Origin of the sequence: Ideonella alba, assembly GCF_018069845.1 — a bacterium.
Lineage (GTDB): Bacteria > Pseudomonadota > Gammaproteobacteria > Burkholderiales > Burkholderiaceae_C > Ideonella > Ideonella alba.
In genome coordinates this window covers 227,904-244,373 of record NZ_JAGQDD010000005.1, presented here as the reverse complement: position 1 = coordinate 244,373, position 16,470 = coordinate 227,904, and the positions used below count along the sequence as shown (strand labels likewise).

At 68.2% G+C, this 16,470-nt stretch carries 9 protein-coding genes; 4 read left to right on the top strand and 5 right to left on the bottom strand.

All coding sequences use genetic code 11. The annotated features are described in order from the left end of the window. On the top strand, positions 1–2,451 hold a 2,451-nt coding region (locus KAK03_RS25395; RefSeq protein WP_210853830.1), incomplete at its 5' end, for a cadherin-like domain-containing protein. Between the two features lie 226 nt (positions 2,452–2,677). Here the strand turns inward: KAK03_RS25395 and KAK03_RS10100 are convergent. After that, on the bottom strand, positions 2,678–4,600 hold the full coding sequence (locus KAK03_RS10100; RefSeq protein ID WP_210853829.1) for a bifunctional diguanylate cyclase/phosphodiesterase: 1,923 nt from the start codon (positions 4,598–4,600) through the stop codon (positions 2,678–2,680). 52 nt (positions 4,601–4,652) lie between these two features. Beyond that, positions 4,653–5,354 (bottom strand): transglutaminase-like cysteine peptidase, encoded by a 702-nt coding sequence (locus tag KAK03_RS10095; RefSeq protein ID WP_210853828.1) that lies wholly within the window; start codon positions 5,352–5,354, stop codon positions 4,653–4,655. 191 nt (positions 5,355–5,545) lie between these two features. On the opposite strand from KAK03_RS10095, the gene KAK03_RS10090 reads away from it, so the two are divergent. The 3 genes from KAK03_RS10090 to KAK03_RS10080 all read left to right on the top strand — a co-directional run bounded on the left by KAK03_RS10090 (position 5,546) and on the right by KAK03_RS10080 (position 10,068). Beyond that, positions 5,546–7,363, top strand: a complete 1,818-nt coding sequence (locus KAK03_RS10090; RefSeq protein WP_210853827.1) for a TolC family outer membrane protein — start codon at positions 5,546–5,548, stop codon at positions 7,361–7,363. A gap of 220 nt (positions 7,364–7,583) precedes the next feature. Next, positions 7,584–8,696, top strand: a complete 1,113-nt coding sequence (locus KAK03_RS10085) for a nuclear transport factor 2 family protein (protein WP_210853826.1) — start codon at positions 7,584–7,586, stop codon at positions 8,694–8,696. Between the two features lie 22 nt (positions 8,697–8,718). Then, on the top strand, positions 8,719–10,068 hold the full coding sequence (locus tag KAK03_RS10080; RefSeq protein ID WP_210853825.1) for a L,D-transpeptidase family protein: 1,350 nt from the start codon (positions 8,719–8,721) through the stop codon (positions 10,066–10,068). A gap of 67 nt (positions 10,069–10,135) precedes the next feature. On the opposite strand, the gene lpdA is transcribed toward KAK03_RS10080, so the two are convergent. Genes lpdA through aceE form a run of 3 tightly spaced genes read right to left on the bottom strand, consistent with a single transcriptional unit; the run spans position 10,136 to position 16,355 of the window. Continuing rightward, positions 10,136–11,953 carry a dihydrolipoyl dehydrogenase gene (gene lpdA / locus KAK03_RS10075; RefSeq protein ID WP_210853824.1) on the bottom strand — a complete coding sequence of 606 codons (1,818 nt, stop codon included), beginning with the start codon at positions 11,951–11,953 and terminating at the stop codon, positions 10,136–10,138. A 13-nt stretch (positions 11,954–11,966) separates the two neighbouring features. Beyond that, complete coding sequence (gene aceF, locus KAK03_RS10070; protein WP_210853823.1) at positions 11,967–13,625, bottom strand: dihydrolipoyllysine-residue acetyltransferase; 1,659 nt, start codon at positions 13,623–13,625, stop codon at positions 11,967–11,969. 24 nt (positions 13,626–13,649) lie between these two features. After that, a complete protein-coding gene (gene aceE, locus KAK03_RS10065) occupies positions 13,650–16,355 on the bottom strand; it encodes a pyruvate dehydrogenase (acetyl-transferring), homodimeric type (RefSeq protein ID WP_210853822.1) in 2,706 nt (901 codons plus the stop codon). Positions 16,356–16,470: the final 115 nt, after the last annotated feature.

The window sequence follows — 16,470 nt, the reverse complement described above, 5'->3', positions numbered from 1 at the left end:
ACCCTGGTCGTGCGTGACGACGGTACCTTCACCTTCACCCCGGCCAAGGACTACAACGGCCTGATCCCGCTCGCCACTTACACCATCTCCGATGGCCACGGCGGCTTCGACACGGCCAAGCTGATCCTGGGTCCGGACATCATCGACGTCAACGACGCGCCCAACGCCACCGACAACACCTACCAGGTCACCGAGGACACCGCCGTCAATGGCAATGTCATCACCGACCCGGTGGCAGACTCGGATGTCGACGGCGACACGCTGACGGTCACCGAGTTCGCCATCGACACCAACGGCGACGGCGTGGCCGAGACCTTCACCGCCGAGAGCACCGCGACGATCCGCAATGCCCTGGGTGAAGCCATCGGCACGCTGATCGTCCACGCCGACGGCCGCTTCACGTTCACGCCGGCGCCCAACTACGACGGCACCATCCCCGAAGCCACCTACACCATCACCGATGGCAAGGGCGGCTTCGACACGGCCAGGCTGATCCTGGGTCCGGACATCATCAACGTCGACGACCCGTCGGTGCTGGTGGCCGACTCGAACACGGTGCTGGAAGACACGATCGCCAGCGGCAACGTGCTGAGCAACGACAGCGACATCGACAACGTCCTGTCGGTGGCCAGCTTCGTGATCAACGGTGTCAGCCACAACGCCGGCGACACGGTGCAGTTGGCCGGCATCGGCAGCTTCCAGCTGCTGGGCAACGGCAACTACAGCTTCACGCCAGCCGCCAACTGGTCGGGCAATGTGCCGGTGGTGACCTACACCACCAACACCGGCTCGAGCAGCACGCTGGACATCCATGTGACACCGGTGGCTGACAAGCCCACGCTGGTGGTGAACAACCCGCTGACCAGCGGCTCCATCATCTTCAGCAACAGCTGGGAGGCGAACGTCAACAGCACCACCGACCAGACCAGCACCCTGAACGCGGTCACCAACTTCGAGGGTTGGACGCGCGTCGATACCGGCGAAATCCTGACGGGCGGCTCCAACGGTTACGAGATCTGGACCAACCGCGACATCCAGACCTACACGCCGAACGAGGCCGACAGCGGCACCTGGTCGTATCCGGTGGTGGTGGCGTCTGCGGGCAATGGTGATGACTGGCTGGAACTCAACGACGCAGGCAATGGGTCGAACGGCCCGCTGGCGCAGACCCTGGGCATCAGCCGCACCGTCAGCACCGCAGCTGGCCAGATCTACGAACTGTCGTTCGACTATGCGGGTCGCCCGGGCTACACCTCCGAGTACACGACCTTCGGCTTCTATGTCGATGGCGTGCTGATCAAGCAGTACTCGTCGACCAGTCCGACGGCCTACCTGGACTGGAAGAACGTGAAGTTCCGCTTCGAGGGTGATGGACAGGACCACACGATCGAAATCCGTACCAACCGCACCCTGACCCAGGTGGGTGGTCGCGGCGCCATGATCGACGACATCTCGGTGACGTCGACCGGCAGCGGCGTGGTCAATGGCAATGGTGGCACCTTCACCGGCGTCAGCCTGGCCAAGCACGTGAGCGCGGCGCTGGTCGATACCGATGGCTCGGAATCGCTGACGCTGACCTTCAGCGGGCTGGCCCAGGGAACCTCCATCGTCACCAGCACGGGCACCCACCTGGTCGACGCCAACGGCTCCATCACGATCAACGGGTCGGAACTGTCCTCCGCCGTGCTGCATCTGCCCACGACGATCACGGGTCACATCACCTTCAATGTGCAGGCCACGGCCACCGAAGGCGGCAATGGCTCAAGCTCATCGTCGGACATCGGGACCATTGACCTGAACATCGTGGGCCAGTTGACCGAGCGCGATCTGAACGGCGAGAACCTGAACAACATCTTCGGGACCCTCAACGCCGACAACCAGACCGGCACGGCCAACGCTGACCGCTTCGTCGGCAGCGACGGCAACGACACCCAGAACGGCAACGGCGGCAACGACGTGCTGGACGGTGGTGCCGGAACCGACGTGCTCAACGGCGGCGACGGCAACGACACGATCTGGGGCGGCCTTGGCAACGACACCATGACCGGCGGGGCCGGCAGCGATACCTTTGCCTGGACGCTGGCCGACCGCGGTGCCACGCATGTCGACACCATCACCGACTTCGACGCCGCTGCGGCGGCGTCCGGCGGTGACGTGCTGGATCTGCGCGACTTCCTGGTGGGTGAGTGGGTGTCGACCAGCGCGGTCAACAACCTGCAAAACTACCTGGACTTCGACACCACGACCACGCCGGGGACCACGACGATCCACATCAGCTCGATCGGCGGCTTCGTCAACGGGGTGTACGACCCGTCCAAGACTGACCAGACCATCACGCTGACCGGCGTGGATCTGCGCACGGCGCTGGGCCTGACCGGTGCCGCCACCGACGCGCAGGTGATCCAGGAACTGCTGAACCGCAACAAGCTGCTGACCGACAACGGGACCTGACCCGCAGCCGCCCCTTGCGCCCTGACCCTGCGGTCAGGGACCGACAGGGCCGACGCCTCCCAGCGAGGTGCCGGCCCTGTTCTTCTTGCGATGTGCGTCTTGGGTCAGCCGCCGATCGACCCTGGCGCGGCCGCGGTCCGGCCCCGTGGTCCGACCGCATGCTGCGACGATCAATGAAGGCGGCCTGGTGCCGCCAGGTGGGTCACCGGTGCGGCCGGCGACCGGGTCAGGCAGGCCGGTCGTTCAACAGGCGAGCCACCACGGGCCCGGTGACGCCGTCCAGCGCACAAGCCCACAGCGCCGAGGCATCGGCTTCATCGCTCACGCCCTCGGCGAACACCTGCAGGCCGATGCCGTGCAGCATGCGCGCGATGCTCTCCACATGCTCCCGGCGGGCCGTGTCGCTGCCCACGCCCTCGATCAGCGAGGCATCGAGCTTGACGAAATCGAGGCCGGCTTCCAGCAGCACGCCCGCATCACCCAGCTCATGGCCGGCATGTTCCAGGCCCAGGCGCGCACCGCGCGCGCGCGCCAGCGCGGCCAGTTCGCGCACCGCCTGCAGCTGCCGCAGCGCGCCGGACTCGGCCATCTCCAGCCACAGGCCGGGAGCGGCCTCGCGGCGCTCCCACAGCAAGGCCCGCAGGCTGGGCAGGAAGTCGGGCTCGGTGAGCGACCCTGGGCTGATGTTCACGGCCCGTGGCACGCCATCGTTGGCGATGGCCGTCAGGGCCTGGGTCACCGCGATCAGGTCGATCCGGTCCATCTGTTGCACGCGGCGCGCCATCGGCAGCCACTGTGCGGCGGGCAGCCATTCGCCACCCTCGTCGATCTGCATGCGCAGCGGGCACTCGCGGTGCACCTCGGACAGGTCGGCCGCCACCAGCGGGTACTCCACCAGGCGCACCCGCCCGGCATTGATCGCCGCGTCAATGCGCTGGCGCCAGGCCTCCTGGCCGAGCACCAGGCCCTCGCCCGAATCGTCCACCTCGACCGCGAAGGCGCCACGCGACTCGGCACGCGCCAGCGCCTGGTCGGCCGCCGCCAGCAGCGACGACACCGGGGCGGCATGCCACCAGCGCACCGCGCCCACCACGGCCGACGAATCCACCCCATGCTGACGCAGCACGCCACGCAGGCGCGCACCGACGTCCACCGCGGGCTCGCGCAGCGAGCCGGCATCCGGCAGCAGCATCGCGAAATCGGACCCGTTGAGGCGCCCCACCTCGGGCTGCGGGTTGCGCGCCGCCGATTCGCTCAGCGCCGCGGCCGCATCGCACAGCAGCGCGTCGGTGCCGGCGTGGCCCAGACGGCGGTTCAGGCGTTGCAGCTCGGTCAGCCGGATCAGCAGCAGCGCGCCCGAAGCGGGCCCGTCTTCGCTGCCCAGCACGGCCTTGAGCCGGCTGAGGAAATGGGTGCGGTTGGACAGACCGGTCAGCTCGTCGCAATTGGCCCGGCGGCGCAGTTGGTCGACCTGACCCGCCTGCTCGTCGAACATGGCCTTGAGCCGGGTGACCATGCCGTTCATCGCCCGGGTCACGTCGCGCAACTCGGGCACCTGGGGTTCACTGACGGTGACGAAGCGCCGCTCGGTGAGCGCCGCCGCCTGCGCCACCACGGCCTCCAGCGGCTCTCGGATGCGCCGCACGCCCGCCCAGGCGAGCGCGCCGGTCAGCAGGGCCAGCAGCGCGAGCAGACCGGTGGTGACCTGGGCACCGCGCCACAGTTGTTCATAGGCATAGCTGACCTGGCTGACCACCTCCAGCCGACCGATCTGCTTCCAGCCGTCGCCCACCTGCGAGACACCGGTCTCCGGCTCGATGCGCAGCAACTCGATGAACCAGTCCGGCGCGGAGGAGGCGCGCGGCTGCGCCACGCGGCTGGACAGGCGTGAGCCATCGGCCCCCAGCAATTCGATGCGCTGGTAGGCCCCGGTATCGAACTGCGAGGCCAGCATCAGGTCGATGGCCGTGCGGTCACCCCCCTGCTGCCCCAGTGTCAGGGCCAGGGCCTGGGCGGTGTCGTTGTTCTTGGCGGTGAGCTGCGTCTGCAGGTACTCGCGCGCCGTGCTCAGCGACACGCCCACCGCGCCGAGAAAGGCCACGGTCAGCGTGACCACCAGCAGGAGCCAGACTTGGCGGATCAGGGACATGCTTCCTCCGTGCCGGGGTTATACCCCGTCGGCGCGGTGACCGAGGCCGCCATCAGAAGCCCTCCTCACGCGCTTTTCTCAACACCGCCGCCCACCGCGACAGCCGCTCGGTGGCCGACCCCTTCACCGGTGACGACCCCACACCCTCCCAGATCGCCTCGGCGTTGAAGCTGAACACCGGCGTCAGGTCGGGCCGCGCCGACGCCGGCCGCAGGCCAGGGACCAGGTTGTCCAGCACCCAGGGGTCGGCGTCGGGCGTCGGATAGTAGGCCAGCACCATATGGGGCACAGCCAGGCCCAGATCCATGGCGCGGACATACACCAGTCGCAGTTTCTTTTGGGAAACGCCTGCAGCGACCAGCGTGAAATATTTGGCAATTGCGAAATCTTCGCAGTCGCCCGCACCCCGGGCCATGGTTTCCAGCGGGCTGGCCCAGTAATCGGTGACCCCGTACAAATCCAGGTCCGACCGGAATCCGATCCGCTGGTTGAAGAAATCATTCACGGCCGCGATGCGGCCGGGTTCGTCGCGCCCGGGCAACTGCTGCACCAGCTCCTGCACCGCCAGCGCATTGCGCAGCGCCAGCTCGCCCAGCGGCTGGGCGCCCCGCAGCAGGCGCTGGCTGTCCCAGGCCAGACCGGCGTCCACGCGCAGCGCCAGCAGCAGCGCCAGCAGCAGGCCGCCCAGGCCCCAGGCCAGCGATGCCGAACGCTGGCGCGAGAGCACGGGCAAACCATGGGGACGCGGATCCATCCCCCGACTTCGGCATCTGTGCGGGCGCTCTTGAGCCGGGATCGTGGTAGAAATGTGGCAACCCGACCACAAGCGGCGGGCTGGATGCCACGCCGCCCCATCACTTTCCCTGCCCCCCTAGGATACGAATGGGTTAGCTGCGTGCAGCTCCATTACATTCGGTCACCATCGTCGAACCCCCTAGTTCAGTCATGAAGCGAACCATCCTTTGCCTGAGTGCCACCGCGCTCGCCTGTGCCTCCGTCTTCGCACAAAATGCCGCGGTCAGCACCGCTGCCCAGAAGGCCATCGAGACCAGTCCCGATGTGGCTGCCAAGCTGAACGCGCTGCGGGCCTCGATGGACGAGGTGGACGTGGCGTCGGGCGCGCTGCGCCCCAAGGTCGACCTGAGCGCTGACGTCGGCCGCAACAACGACACCATCACCGGTCGCCTCGGCCCCGACACCCAGAGCCTGAACCGCACTGGCGTCGCGCTGACCGCCACCCAGCTGCTGTGGGACGGCTTCATCACCAGCAGCGAGGTGGGTCGGGCCCGCCACAGCAAGCTGGCGCGCTACTTCGAGTTCGCCGACGCCACCGAACAGGCCGCCCTTGAGGCCGGTCGCGCCACCTTCGACGTGCAGCGCTTTCGCACCCTGGTGACCCTGGCCGAGCAGAACTATGTGCAGCACAAGTACGTGCATGACCAGATCCAGTCCCGCGTGAAGGCCGGCGTGGCCCGGGGCGTCGACCTGGACCAGGCGGCCGCCCGCCTGGCGCTGGCCGAGTCCAACCTGGTGACCGAGAAGGCCAACCTGCATGACGTGACCGAGCGCTACCGCCGCATCGTTGGCGAGATGCCTCCGGCCGGCTCGCTGTCGGGCCAGGCCGTGCGCACGCTGCCGGCCACTCAGTCGGCGGCGCTGGAAGCCACCGCCATCAACAGCCCGGTGGTGTCGGCGGCGATCGAGAACCTGCGTGCGGTGAAGGAGCAGGCCTCGGCGCGCAAGGGCGCCTACCAGCCGCGCATCGAAGCCCGTGTGCGTGCCGGCGCCGGCCACAACTTCGACGGCGTCGAGAACCAGAAGCGCGACATCCTCGGCCAGATCGTGCTGAACTGGAACCTGTTCAACGGCGGCGCCGACGACGCCCGCCAGCGCCAGACCGCCAACCTGCTGAACCAGGCCCACGACCTGCGCGACAAGGCCTGCCGCGACACGCGCCAGACCACCGCCATCGCCTACAACGATGTCGGCAAGCTGGGCGAACAGCTGGCCTACCTGGAGCGCAACGTCGCCGCGATCGAAAAGGCCCGCGACGCTTACCGCCAGCAGTTCGACATCAGCCAGCGCAGCCTGCTGGACCTGCTGAACGCCGAGAACGAGGTCTACACCGCCCGCCGCTCGCTGGCCATGGCCGTGGCCGACCTGGAAGTGGCGCGTCTGCGCACGCTGGCCTCGATGGGCAATCTGGTCTCCGGCCTGGGCCTGTCGCGCGACGACGCCCGCAAGCAGGCCATGGGCAACGAGGAGTGGAGCGCCGGCGAGGACGCCGCCGCCCGCTGCCCGCTGAACCCGACCACGCTCAACACCACCTCGCGCGAGGATCTCGACGCCCGCGCCCGTGCCATGGTCCAGCCGTCGGTGCCCGCCGCCGTGCCGCCCGCGCCGATGCCGCCCAAGGCGGCCGATGCGCCCGCCACGATCGCCGAGCAGCGCCTGCGCGACTGGGCCGCGGCCTGGATGTCCAAGGACATCGAGCGCTACTACACCTTCTACAGCCCGAAGTTCGGCCCGATGAAGGCCAACAAGGACAAGTGGATGTCCGAGCGCAAGCGTCTGGTCACCAAGCCGGGCGAGATCACCGTGCAGCTGGACGACATCCAGGCCAAGACGGTGTCGCCCACCCGCGCCGAGACCACCTTCAAGCAGACCTACCGCTCGTCCAACTACAACGACGTGATGGTCAAGACCCTGACCTGGGAACTCTCGGGCAAGGACTGGCTGATCGTCCGCGAGACCAACCGCTGATGGCCGGCCGGCCTGCCCGGTCCGCAGTACAAGGGCGCGCCGTGTGGCGCGCCCTTTTTTCAGGCCGGGCGAGGCTGAGTGCCCCGTGTTTTTCGATAGACTCCGAAGACAGCGCCCAGGCGGGTGGTGGCCTGTGTCTGACAGCACGCGCCATCCGGTCGTTGCCGCTCTGGCGGCCCGAGGCCAGCGCCCCCCCATTCGCATCCGCTCCAGCACAACGATGAAGTCCTCCCAACGTCCGACCGTGGTCCGTACCCTGGGTGGCCTCGCCGCCGGCCTGCTGATGCTGGCCCCCGCCCTGGTGGTCGAGTCCGCGCTGGCCCAGACGGCCGCCTCGCAGCCGGCGACCGATGTGGCGGAAATCCAGCGCCTGATCAAGGACGGCCAGCACGCCCAGGCCCTGAAGATGATCGACGAGAGCCTGTCGCGCAACCCGAAGGATCCGCAGATGCGTTTCCGCCGCGGCGTGGCGCTGTCCATGCTGGACCGCAAGGCTGAAGCGTTGTCGGTGTTCCAGAAGCTGGTCGAGGATCACCCCGACATGCCGGCGCCCTACAACAACATGGCCGTCATCTACGGTGCGCAGGGCGAGTACGAGAAGGCCCGCGCGTCGCTGGAGCGTGCGATCCGCACCAACCCGGCCTACGCCACCGCCTACCAGAACCTGGGCGACGTCTACGCCCAGCTGGCCAGCCAGGCCTACACCAAGGCGCTGCAGCTGGACAAGAACGACAGCACCTTGCCGCCCAAGCTCTCGCTGCTGCGCGAGCTGACCGCCTCCAGTGCGCCGGCGGCGTCCCCTGCGCCAGCCAAGCCCACGCCGACCCCGGCACCGGCGCCGCAACTGCCCCCGCCGCCGCCCGCAGCAGCGCCGAAGCCGGCACCCGCGGTGCCGCCCGCGCCGGCGCCGGCCGCCAGTGTGGCTGCGGCGCCCAAGCCCGCCGCCTCGGTCGCCGCGGCGCCGGCCGCACCCAAGCCGACGCCGGCCCCGGCCAATGCCGAGGCCGACATCGAGCGCGCCGTGAAGGCCTGGGCCAGCGCCTGGAGCCGCAAGGACATGGGCGACTATGTGGCCGCCTACACCAATGACTATGCGGGCCAGTCCGGCTCGCACAAGAAGTGGGTCGAGGAGCGGCGTGACCGTATCGTCGGCAAGAAGTCGATCAAGGTCAGCGTCAGCGAGCTGAAGGTCAGCGTCAACGGTGACAAGGCCACGGCCCGCTTCCGCCAGAACTACGAATCCGACGCGCTGTCCACCAGCAGCCGCAAGACGCTCGAGCTGGTGCGCAGTGGCGGCAAGTGGCTGATCCGCCAGGAATCGGTGGGCGGTTGAGTCGCCGAGGTTCTCGTATCGCATGGTGATCAACCGCATCCGGCCCGCTCATCGGCGTGGCGCCGCGGCGCTGGGCGCTGCGGGTCTGGTGGCCACGGCCCTGCTGGGCGGCAACGTGGCATCGTCGCTGGTGCCGGCCGCGCCCGAACCGGCCGCCGCCGTCAACAGCACCGCCCTCCCCCTGCTGCCCAGCCCGGAGGCGGGGCGGCCGAAAACCCTGACGCCGCCGGTCAACCTGGTCGACCAGGCCGTTCCTGGCACGGTCCCGCCCGACGCCTTGCGCGGCTCGCCAGAGAGGCGCCTGATCGCGGTCTACCGGCTGCTGGCCTCCGGCCGCTACGAACCCGCGCTGCAGGCCGCCGAAGCCCTGGTGCGCGCCTACCCGAACTTCCGGTTGGCCCAACTGGTGCAAGCCGACCTGATGGTGGCCCGCTTCGAGCCGCTGCAGGACTTCGGCGCCGGTGCCCGGCAAGGCGCTGACACCGGTGAGCGCGGCGAGCTGACCACGCTGCGCGACGAGGCCCGGCTGCGCCTGAAGGCGCTGATCCAGCGTCCCCCCGAAGGCGCCGTGCCGGCCGAGTTCCTCAGCCTGCCGCCCAGCGTGCCCTTCGCGATCGCTGTCGACACCAGCGCGGCCCGCCTGTACCTCTTCGAGAACAGTCCGGCCGGCCTGCGTCTGGTCGACGACGTGTATGTCTCGGTGGGCAAGCAAGGCGTGGACAAATCGGTCGAGGGCGACCAGCGCACCCCGCTGGGCGTGTACTTCACCACCGACCGGCTCGACCCGCGCTCGCTGCAGGAGCGCTTCGGCTCCGGTGCCCTGCCCCTGAACTACCCCAACGCCTACGACAAGCTCAAGGGACGCACTGGCAGCGGCATCCTGCTGCATGGCGTGACCGCCAGCACCTACTCGCGCCCGCCGCTGGACAGCGATGGCTGCGTGGCCATGGCCAATGAAGACCTCACGCGGCTGGCCAGCCGCCTGCCCCAGCGTGACACCCCCGTGGTCATCACGCGTCAGATCCGCTGGGTCGAACCCGCCAAGCGGGCCACGCCCGAGGGCTTTCAGCAGACCTTTGCCCAGTGGCAACAGGCCCGGCTGCGCGCCGACCTGGCGCAGATGCGCGAGCTGTATGAACAGAGCGGTCCGCAGGATGGCGGCGCCGAGCAACGTTTCCGCGCCAAGGTGGCGTCCGCCCCGGAAGGCTTTGGCGAGGTCAGCGTGCTCACCTGGCACGACGACGAAGGCAAGCTGGTCGTGACCTTCAAGGAAGTCGGCAGCGGCCCCAAGGGCCGCGACCGGCTCATGCGGCAGTACTGGCGCGAGACGCGCAGCGGCTGGCGCATCGTGGCCGAAGGGCCGGTCCGCTGACGGCGCCTGCCGGCTGAACGCACAAGGGGCCCCTCAGGCCCCTTGTCGTGTCCGGCCGTTGCCGGTCTCAGCGCTTGCTCGGCGGCAGGTCAGTACAACTGCCGTGCGCCACTTCCGCCGCCATGCCGATGCTCTCGCCCAGCGTGGGGTGCGGGTGGATGGTCTTGCCGATGTCCACCGCGTCGGCGCCCATCTCGATGGCCAGTGCGATCTCGCCGATCATGTCGCCGGCGTGGGTGCCCACGATGCCGCCGCCCAGGATCTTGCCGTGGCCATGGGCCTCGGGCGAGTCATCAAAGAGCAGCTTGGTGAAGCCCTCGTCGCGGCCGTTGGCGATGGCGCGGCCTGAAGCGGTCCAGGGGAACAGGCCCTTCTTCACCTTGATGCCTTGCGCCTTGGCCTGGTCCTCGGTCAGGCCCACCCAGGCCACCTCGGGGTCGGTGTAGGCCACGCTGGGGATCACGCGGGCGTTGAAGGCGCTTGAGGCCAGTTCCTTGTTGCCCTGCAGTTCACCAGCGATCACCTCGGCGGCCACATGCGCCTCGTGCACCGCCTTGTGGGCCAGCATCGGCTGACCGATGATGTCGCCGATCGCGAAGATGTGCGGCACGTTGGTGCGCATCTGGATGTCGACGTTGATGAAGCCGCGGTCAGTCACCGCCACCCCCGCCTTGTCGGCAGCGATTTTCTTGCCGTTGGGCGTGCGGCCCACGGCCTGCAGCACCAGGTCGTAGGTGCCTTCGCTCTTCGTGCCGTCCAGGCCCTCGAACTGCACCGTGATGCCTTCGGGCGTGGCCGTCGCGCCGACGGTCTTGGTCTTCAACAGGATCTTGTCGAAGCGGCCCTTGTTCATCTTCTCCCAGACCTTGACCAGGTCGCGGTCGGCGCCCTGCATCAGGCCGTCCATCATCTCCACCACATCCAGGCGGGCGCCCAGTGTGCTGTAGACGGTGCCCATCTCCAGGCCGATGATGCCGCCGCCGACGATCAGCATCTTCTTGGGCACGCCCTGCAGCGCCAGCGCGCCGGTGGAGTCCACCACGCGCGGATCGTCGGGCATGAAGGGCAGGCGCACGGCCTGCGAGCCGGCCGCGATGATGCAGGTCTTGAAGGCCACGACCTTCTTGCTGCCGGTCTTCTCCTGGCCGGTGCCGGTGGTCTCTTCCACCTCCACATGGTTGGGGCCGACGAAGGCGCCGTAGCCGCGCACGGTGGTGACCTTGCGCATCTTGGCCATCGCCGCCAGGCCGCCGGTCAGCTTGCCGATGACCTTTTCCTTGTGGCTGCGCAGCTTGTCGATGTTGACGCTGGGGGCGCCGAACTCGACGCCCAGGTCGCCCAGGTGGCTCACCTCGTCCATCACCGCGGCCACGTGCAGCAGCGCCTTCGAGGGGATGCAGCCCACGTTCAGGCAGACACCGCCCAGCGTGGCGTAGCGCTCGACGATCACCACCTTCAGGCCCAGGTCGGCCGCGCGGAAGGCGGCCGAGTAGCCGCCGGGGCCGGCGCCCAGCACCAGCACATCGCACTCGATGTCCGCGCCGCCGCCGAAGCTGGCAGCGGTGGGCGCCACCACCGGGGCCGTTGCGGCCGGCGCCGGCGCTGCCACGACAGGGGTGGGGGCCGGTGCCGGCGCGGCGGCCGCACCAGCGGCCTCCAGCACCAGGATCACCGAGCCCTGGTTGACCTTGTCACCCAGCGCCAGCTTGAGTTCCTTCACCACGCCCGCGTGGCTGGAGGGGATCTCCATCGAGGCCTTGTCGGACTCGACGGTGATCAGGCTCTGCTCGGCCTTCACCGTGTCACCCGGCTTGACCAGGATCTCGATCACGCCCACGTCCTTGAAGTCGCCGATGTCCGGCACTTGCACGTCGATCAATGCCATGTGCAGCTCCCGGTCACAGCGCGATCCGACGGAAGTCGGACAGCAGCGAGGCGAAGTAGACGTTGAAGCGGGCCGCGGCGGCACCGTCGATCACGCGGTGGTCCCAGCTCAGGCTCAGCGGCAGCATCAGGCGCGGGGCGAACTGCTTGCCGTCCCACTTGGGCTCAATGGCGCTCTTGCACACGCCCATGATCGCCACTTCCGGCGCATTGATGATGGGGGTGAAGTAGCGCCCACCGATGCCGCCCAGGCTGGAGATGCTGAAGCAGCCGCCGCTCATGTCGGCCGGGCCCAGCTTGCCGTCGCGCGCCTTCTTGGCCAGCTCGGACATTTCCTGGCTGATCTGGAAGATGCCCTTCTTGTCGGCGTCCTTGATCACCGGCACCACCAGGCCATTGGGCGTGTCCGCCGCGAAGCCGATGTGGAAGTAGTTCTTGTAGACCAGCTGGTCGCCATCGAGCGAGCTGTTGAACTCGGGGAACTTCTTCAGCGCGGCCACGGCCGCCTTGATCATGAAGGCCAGCATCGTCACCTTGACGCCGGACTTCTCGTTCTCCTTGTTCAGCTGGACGCGGAAGGCTTCCAGGTCGGTGATGTCGGCGTCGTCGTGGTTGGTGACGTGCGGGATCACCACCCAGTTGCGGTGCAGGTTGGCGCCCGAGATCTTCTTGATGCGCGAGAGGTCCTTGCGCTCCACCGGGCCGAACTTGGCAAAGTCCACCTGCGGCCAGGGCAGCAGACCCGGGAACGCACCACCGGCAGCCGCCGGCGCGGCGGCCGGCGCCTTGGCCTTCTGGGCGGCCGTCTGCACGGCGCCAGCCATCACGCTCTTGACGAAGTTCTGCACGTCGTCCTGGGTGATGCGGCCCTTCAGGCCGGAACCCGAGACCTCGGCCAACGGCACGCCCAGCTCGCGCGCCAGCTTGCGGATGCTGGGGCTGGCGTGGGGCAGGCCGGGGGCGGGCGTGCCGGGCTGGTGGGCCGGCACGCTGGCAGCGGCCCCGGCCGGTGCCGCGGCGGCCACGGCCGGGGCGGCGGCCACCGGCGCGGCGGCGGCCGGTGCCGGTGCGGCGGCGGCAGGGGCGGCCACGCCACCAGCGCCTTCGAGCACCGCGATCAGCGTGCCGATGTTGACCTTGTCGCCCAGCGAGACCTTGAGTTCCTTGACCACGCCGGCATGCGACGACGGAATCTCCATCGAGGCCTTGTCGCTCTCGACCGTGATCAGGCTCTGCTCCACCTTGACGGTATCGCCCACCTTGACCAGCAGCTCGATGACGGCCACGTCCTTGAAGTCGCCGATGTCGGGCACCAGCACCTCGATGCGGCCGGCCGGCGCGGCAGCCGCCACCGGCGCGGCGGCCGGGGCGGCGGCCACTGGCGCGGCCACCGGTGCCACTGCAGCGGGCGCCGGCGCCGGCGCAGCCGCCTCACCGGCGGTCTCCAGCATCAACACCAGCGAGCCTTCGCTGACCTTGTCGCCCAGGGCCACCTTCAGCTCCTTGACCACGCCGGCATGCGACGAGGGGATCTCCATCGAGGCCTTGTCCGACTCCACCGTGATCAGGCTCTGTTCGGCCTTCACCGTGTCGCCGGGCTTGACCAGCAGCTCGATGATCGCCACGTCCTTGAAGTCCCCGATGTCGGGGACCTTCACTTCAACCAATGCCATGTCTTGTCTCCGTCGGGCCGCGCGTCAGGCGTACAGCGGGTTGATCTTCTCGGTGTTCAGACCGTACTTGGCGATCGCCTCGGCCACCTTGGCGGCCGGCACGCTGCCCTCGTCGGCCAGCGACTTCAGCGCCGCCACGACGATGTAGTGGCGGTTGATCTCGAAGTGCTCGCGCAGCTTGCTGCGGAAGTCGCTGCGGCCGAAGCCGTCGGTGCCCAGCACCTTGAAGGTCCGGCCCTTGGGGATGAAGGCCCGCACCTGTTCGGCGTAGTTCTTCATATAGTCGGTCGACGCGATCACCGGGCCCGGGTGCGGGTCCAGCTGCTGCGCGATGAAGGGCACACGGGCCGCCTCGGTCGGGTGCAGCAGGTTCCAGCGGTCACAGTCCTGGCCGTCGCGGGCCAGTTCGTTGAAGCTCGGGCAGCTCCACACATTGGCGGCCACGCCCCACTCTTCTTCCAGCAGCTTCTTGGCAGCCATCGACTCGCGCAGGATCGTGCCGGAGCCCAGCAGGTTGACGCGCGGTGTCTTCTTGGCGCCCTCTTCCAGCAGATACATGCCCTTGATGATCTGCTCTTCGGTGCCGGCCTTCAGGCCCGGCATCGCGTAGTTCTCGTTGAGCAGCGTCAGGTAGTAGAAGACGTTCTCCTGCTTCTCGACCATGCGCTTCAGACCATGCTGCATGATCACCGCCACCTCGTGCGCGAAGGTGGGGTCGTAGGAGACGCAGTTCGGGATCGTGCCGGCCAGGATGTGGCTGTGGCCGTCCTCGTGCTGCAGGCCCTCGCCGTTCAGCGTGGTGCGGCCGGAGGTGCCGCCCAGCAGGAAACCGCGCGCCTGCATGTCGCCAGCGGCCCAGGCCAGGTCGCCGATGCGCTGGAAACCGAACATCGAGTAGTACACGTAGAACGGGATCATGATCCGGTTCGACGTGCTGTAGCTGGTGGCCGCGGCGATCCAACTGCTCATGCCGCCGGCCTCGTTGATGCCTTCCTGCAGGATCTGGCCGGCCACGTCTTCCTTGTAGTACATGACCTGGTCCTTGTCGACCGGGGTGTACTGCTGGCCCTTCGGGTTGTAGATGCCGACCTGGCGGAACAGGCCTTCCATGCCGAAGGTGCGGGCCTCGTCCACCAGTATGGGCACCACGCGCGGGCCCAGCGCCTGGTCGCGCAGCAGCTGCGTCAGGAAGCGCACATAGGCCTGGGTGGTACTGATCTCACGGCCCTCGGCGGTGGGCTCCAGCACGGCCTTGAAGGTCTCGAGCGAGGGCACGGTGAAGCTCTCGTCGGCCTTGGTGCGGCGCTGCGGCAGGTAGCCGCCCAGCGCCTGGCGGCGCTCGTGCAGGTACTTCATCTCCGGCGTGTCGTCGGCCGGCTTGTAGAACGGGATCTTCGGCAGCTCGCTGTCGGGGATGGGGATGTTGAAGCGGTCGCGGAAGTACTTGATGTCCTCGTCGGTCAGCTTCTTGGTCTGGTGGACGGTGTTCTTGCCCTCGCCGGCCTTGCCCATGCCGAAGCCCTTGACCGTCTTGATCAGCAGCACCGTGGGCTGGCCCTTGTGGTTGACCGCCTTGTGGTACGCGGCATAGACCTTCTGCGGGTCGTGGCCGCCGCGGCGCAGGTTCCAGATGTCGTCGTCGGACATCTTGGCCACCATCTCCAGCGTGCGCGGGTCGCGGCCGAAGAAATGCTTGCGCACATAGGCGCCGTCATTGGCCTTGAAGGCCTGGTAGTCGCCGTCCAGCGTCTCCATCATCAGCTTGCGCAGCGCGCCGTCCTTGTCGCGCGCCAGCAGCGGATCCCAGTTGCTGCCCCACAGCAGCTTGATGACGTTCCAGCCGGCGCCGCGGAACTCGCCTTCGAGTTCCTGGACGATCTTGCCGTTGCCGCGCACCGGGCCGTCCAGGCGCTGCAGGTTGCAGTTGATGACGAAGATCAGGTTGTCCAGGCCTTCGCGGGCGGCCAGGCCGATCGCGCCCAGGCTCTCGGGCTCGTCCATCTCGCCGTCGCCGCAGAACACCCAGACCTTGCGGTTGCTGGTGTCGGCAATGCCGCGGGCGTGCAGGTACTTCAGGAAGCGGGCCTGGTAGATGGCCATCAAGGGGCCCAGGCCCATGCTGACGGTGGGGAACTGCCAGAAGCCGGGCATCAGCTTCGGGTGCGGGTAGCTGGACAGGCCCTTGCCGTCGACTTCCTGGCGGAAATGCAGCAGTTGCTCCTCGGTCAGCCGGCCTTCCAGGTAGGCGCGGGCGTACACGCCGGGGGCCACGTGGCCCTGGAAGTAGACGCAGTCGCCGCCGTGGTCCGGGCCTTCGGCGTGCCAGAAGTGGTTGAAGCCGGCACCGAACATGTGGGCCAGCGACGCGAAGGAGCCGATGTGGCCGCCCAGGTCACCGCCATCCTCGGGGTTGTGGCGGTTGGCCTTGACGACCATGGCCATCGCGTTCCAGCGCATGTAGGCGCGCAGGCGCTCTTCCACCTCGATGTTGCCGGGGCAGCGCTCTTCCTCGTTGGGCTCGATCGTGTTGACATAGCCCGTGGTGGCCGAGAACGGCATGTCCACGCTGTGCTGACGGGCTTCCTCCAGCAACTGTTCCAGCAGGAAGTGGGCGCGGTCAGGACCTTCCTTGTCGATCACGGCCTGGAGGGCATCCAGCCATTCGCGGGTTTCCTGGGCGTCCAGATCGGGCGGCAGTGCACCGGGACGGGCGTCGGGGCTGGCGGACATGGATTTGTCTCCTGTGAAGGTCCGTTTGGGGGATGTCGGATCGGCGCGAAGTGTCGCACAGGCTTTTGGAATTTTCAAATCGCGGACAATCATTTCATATTACGGAATTCGTGAC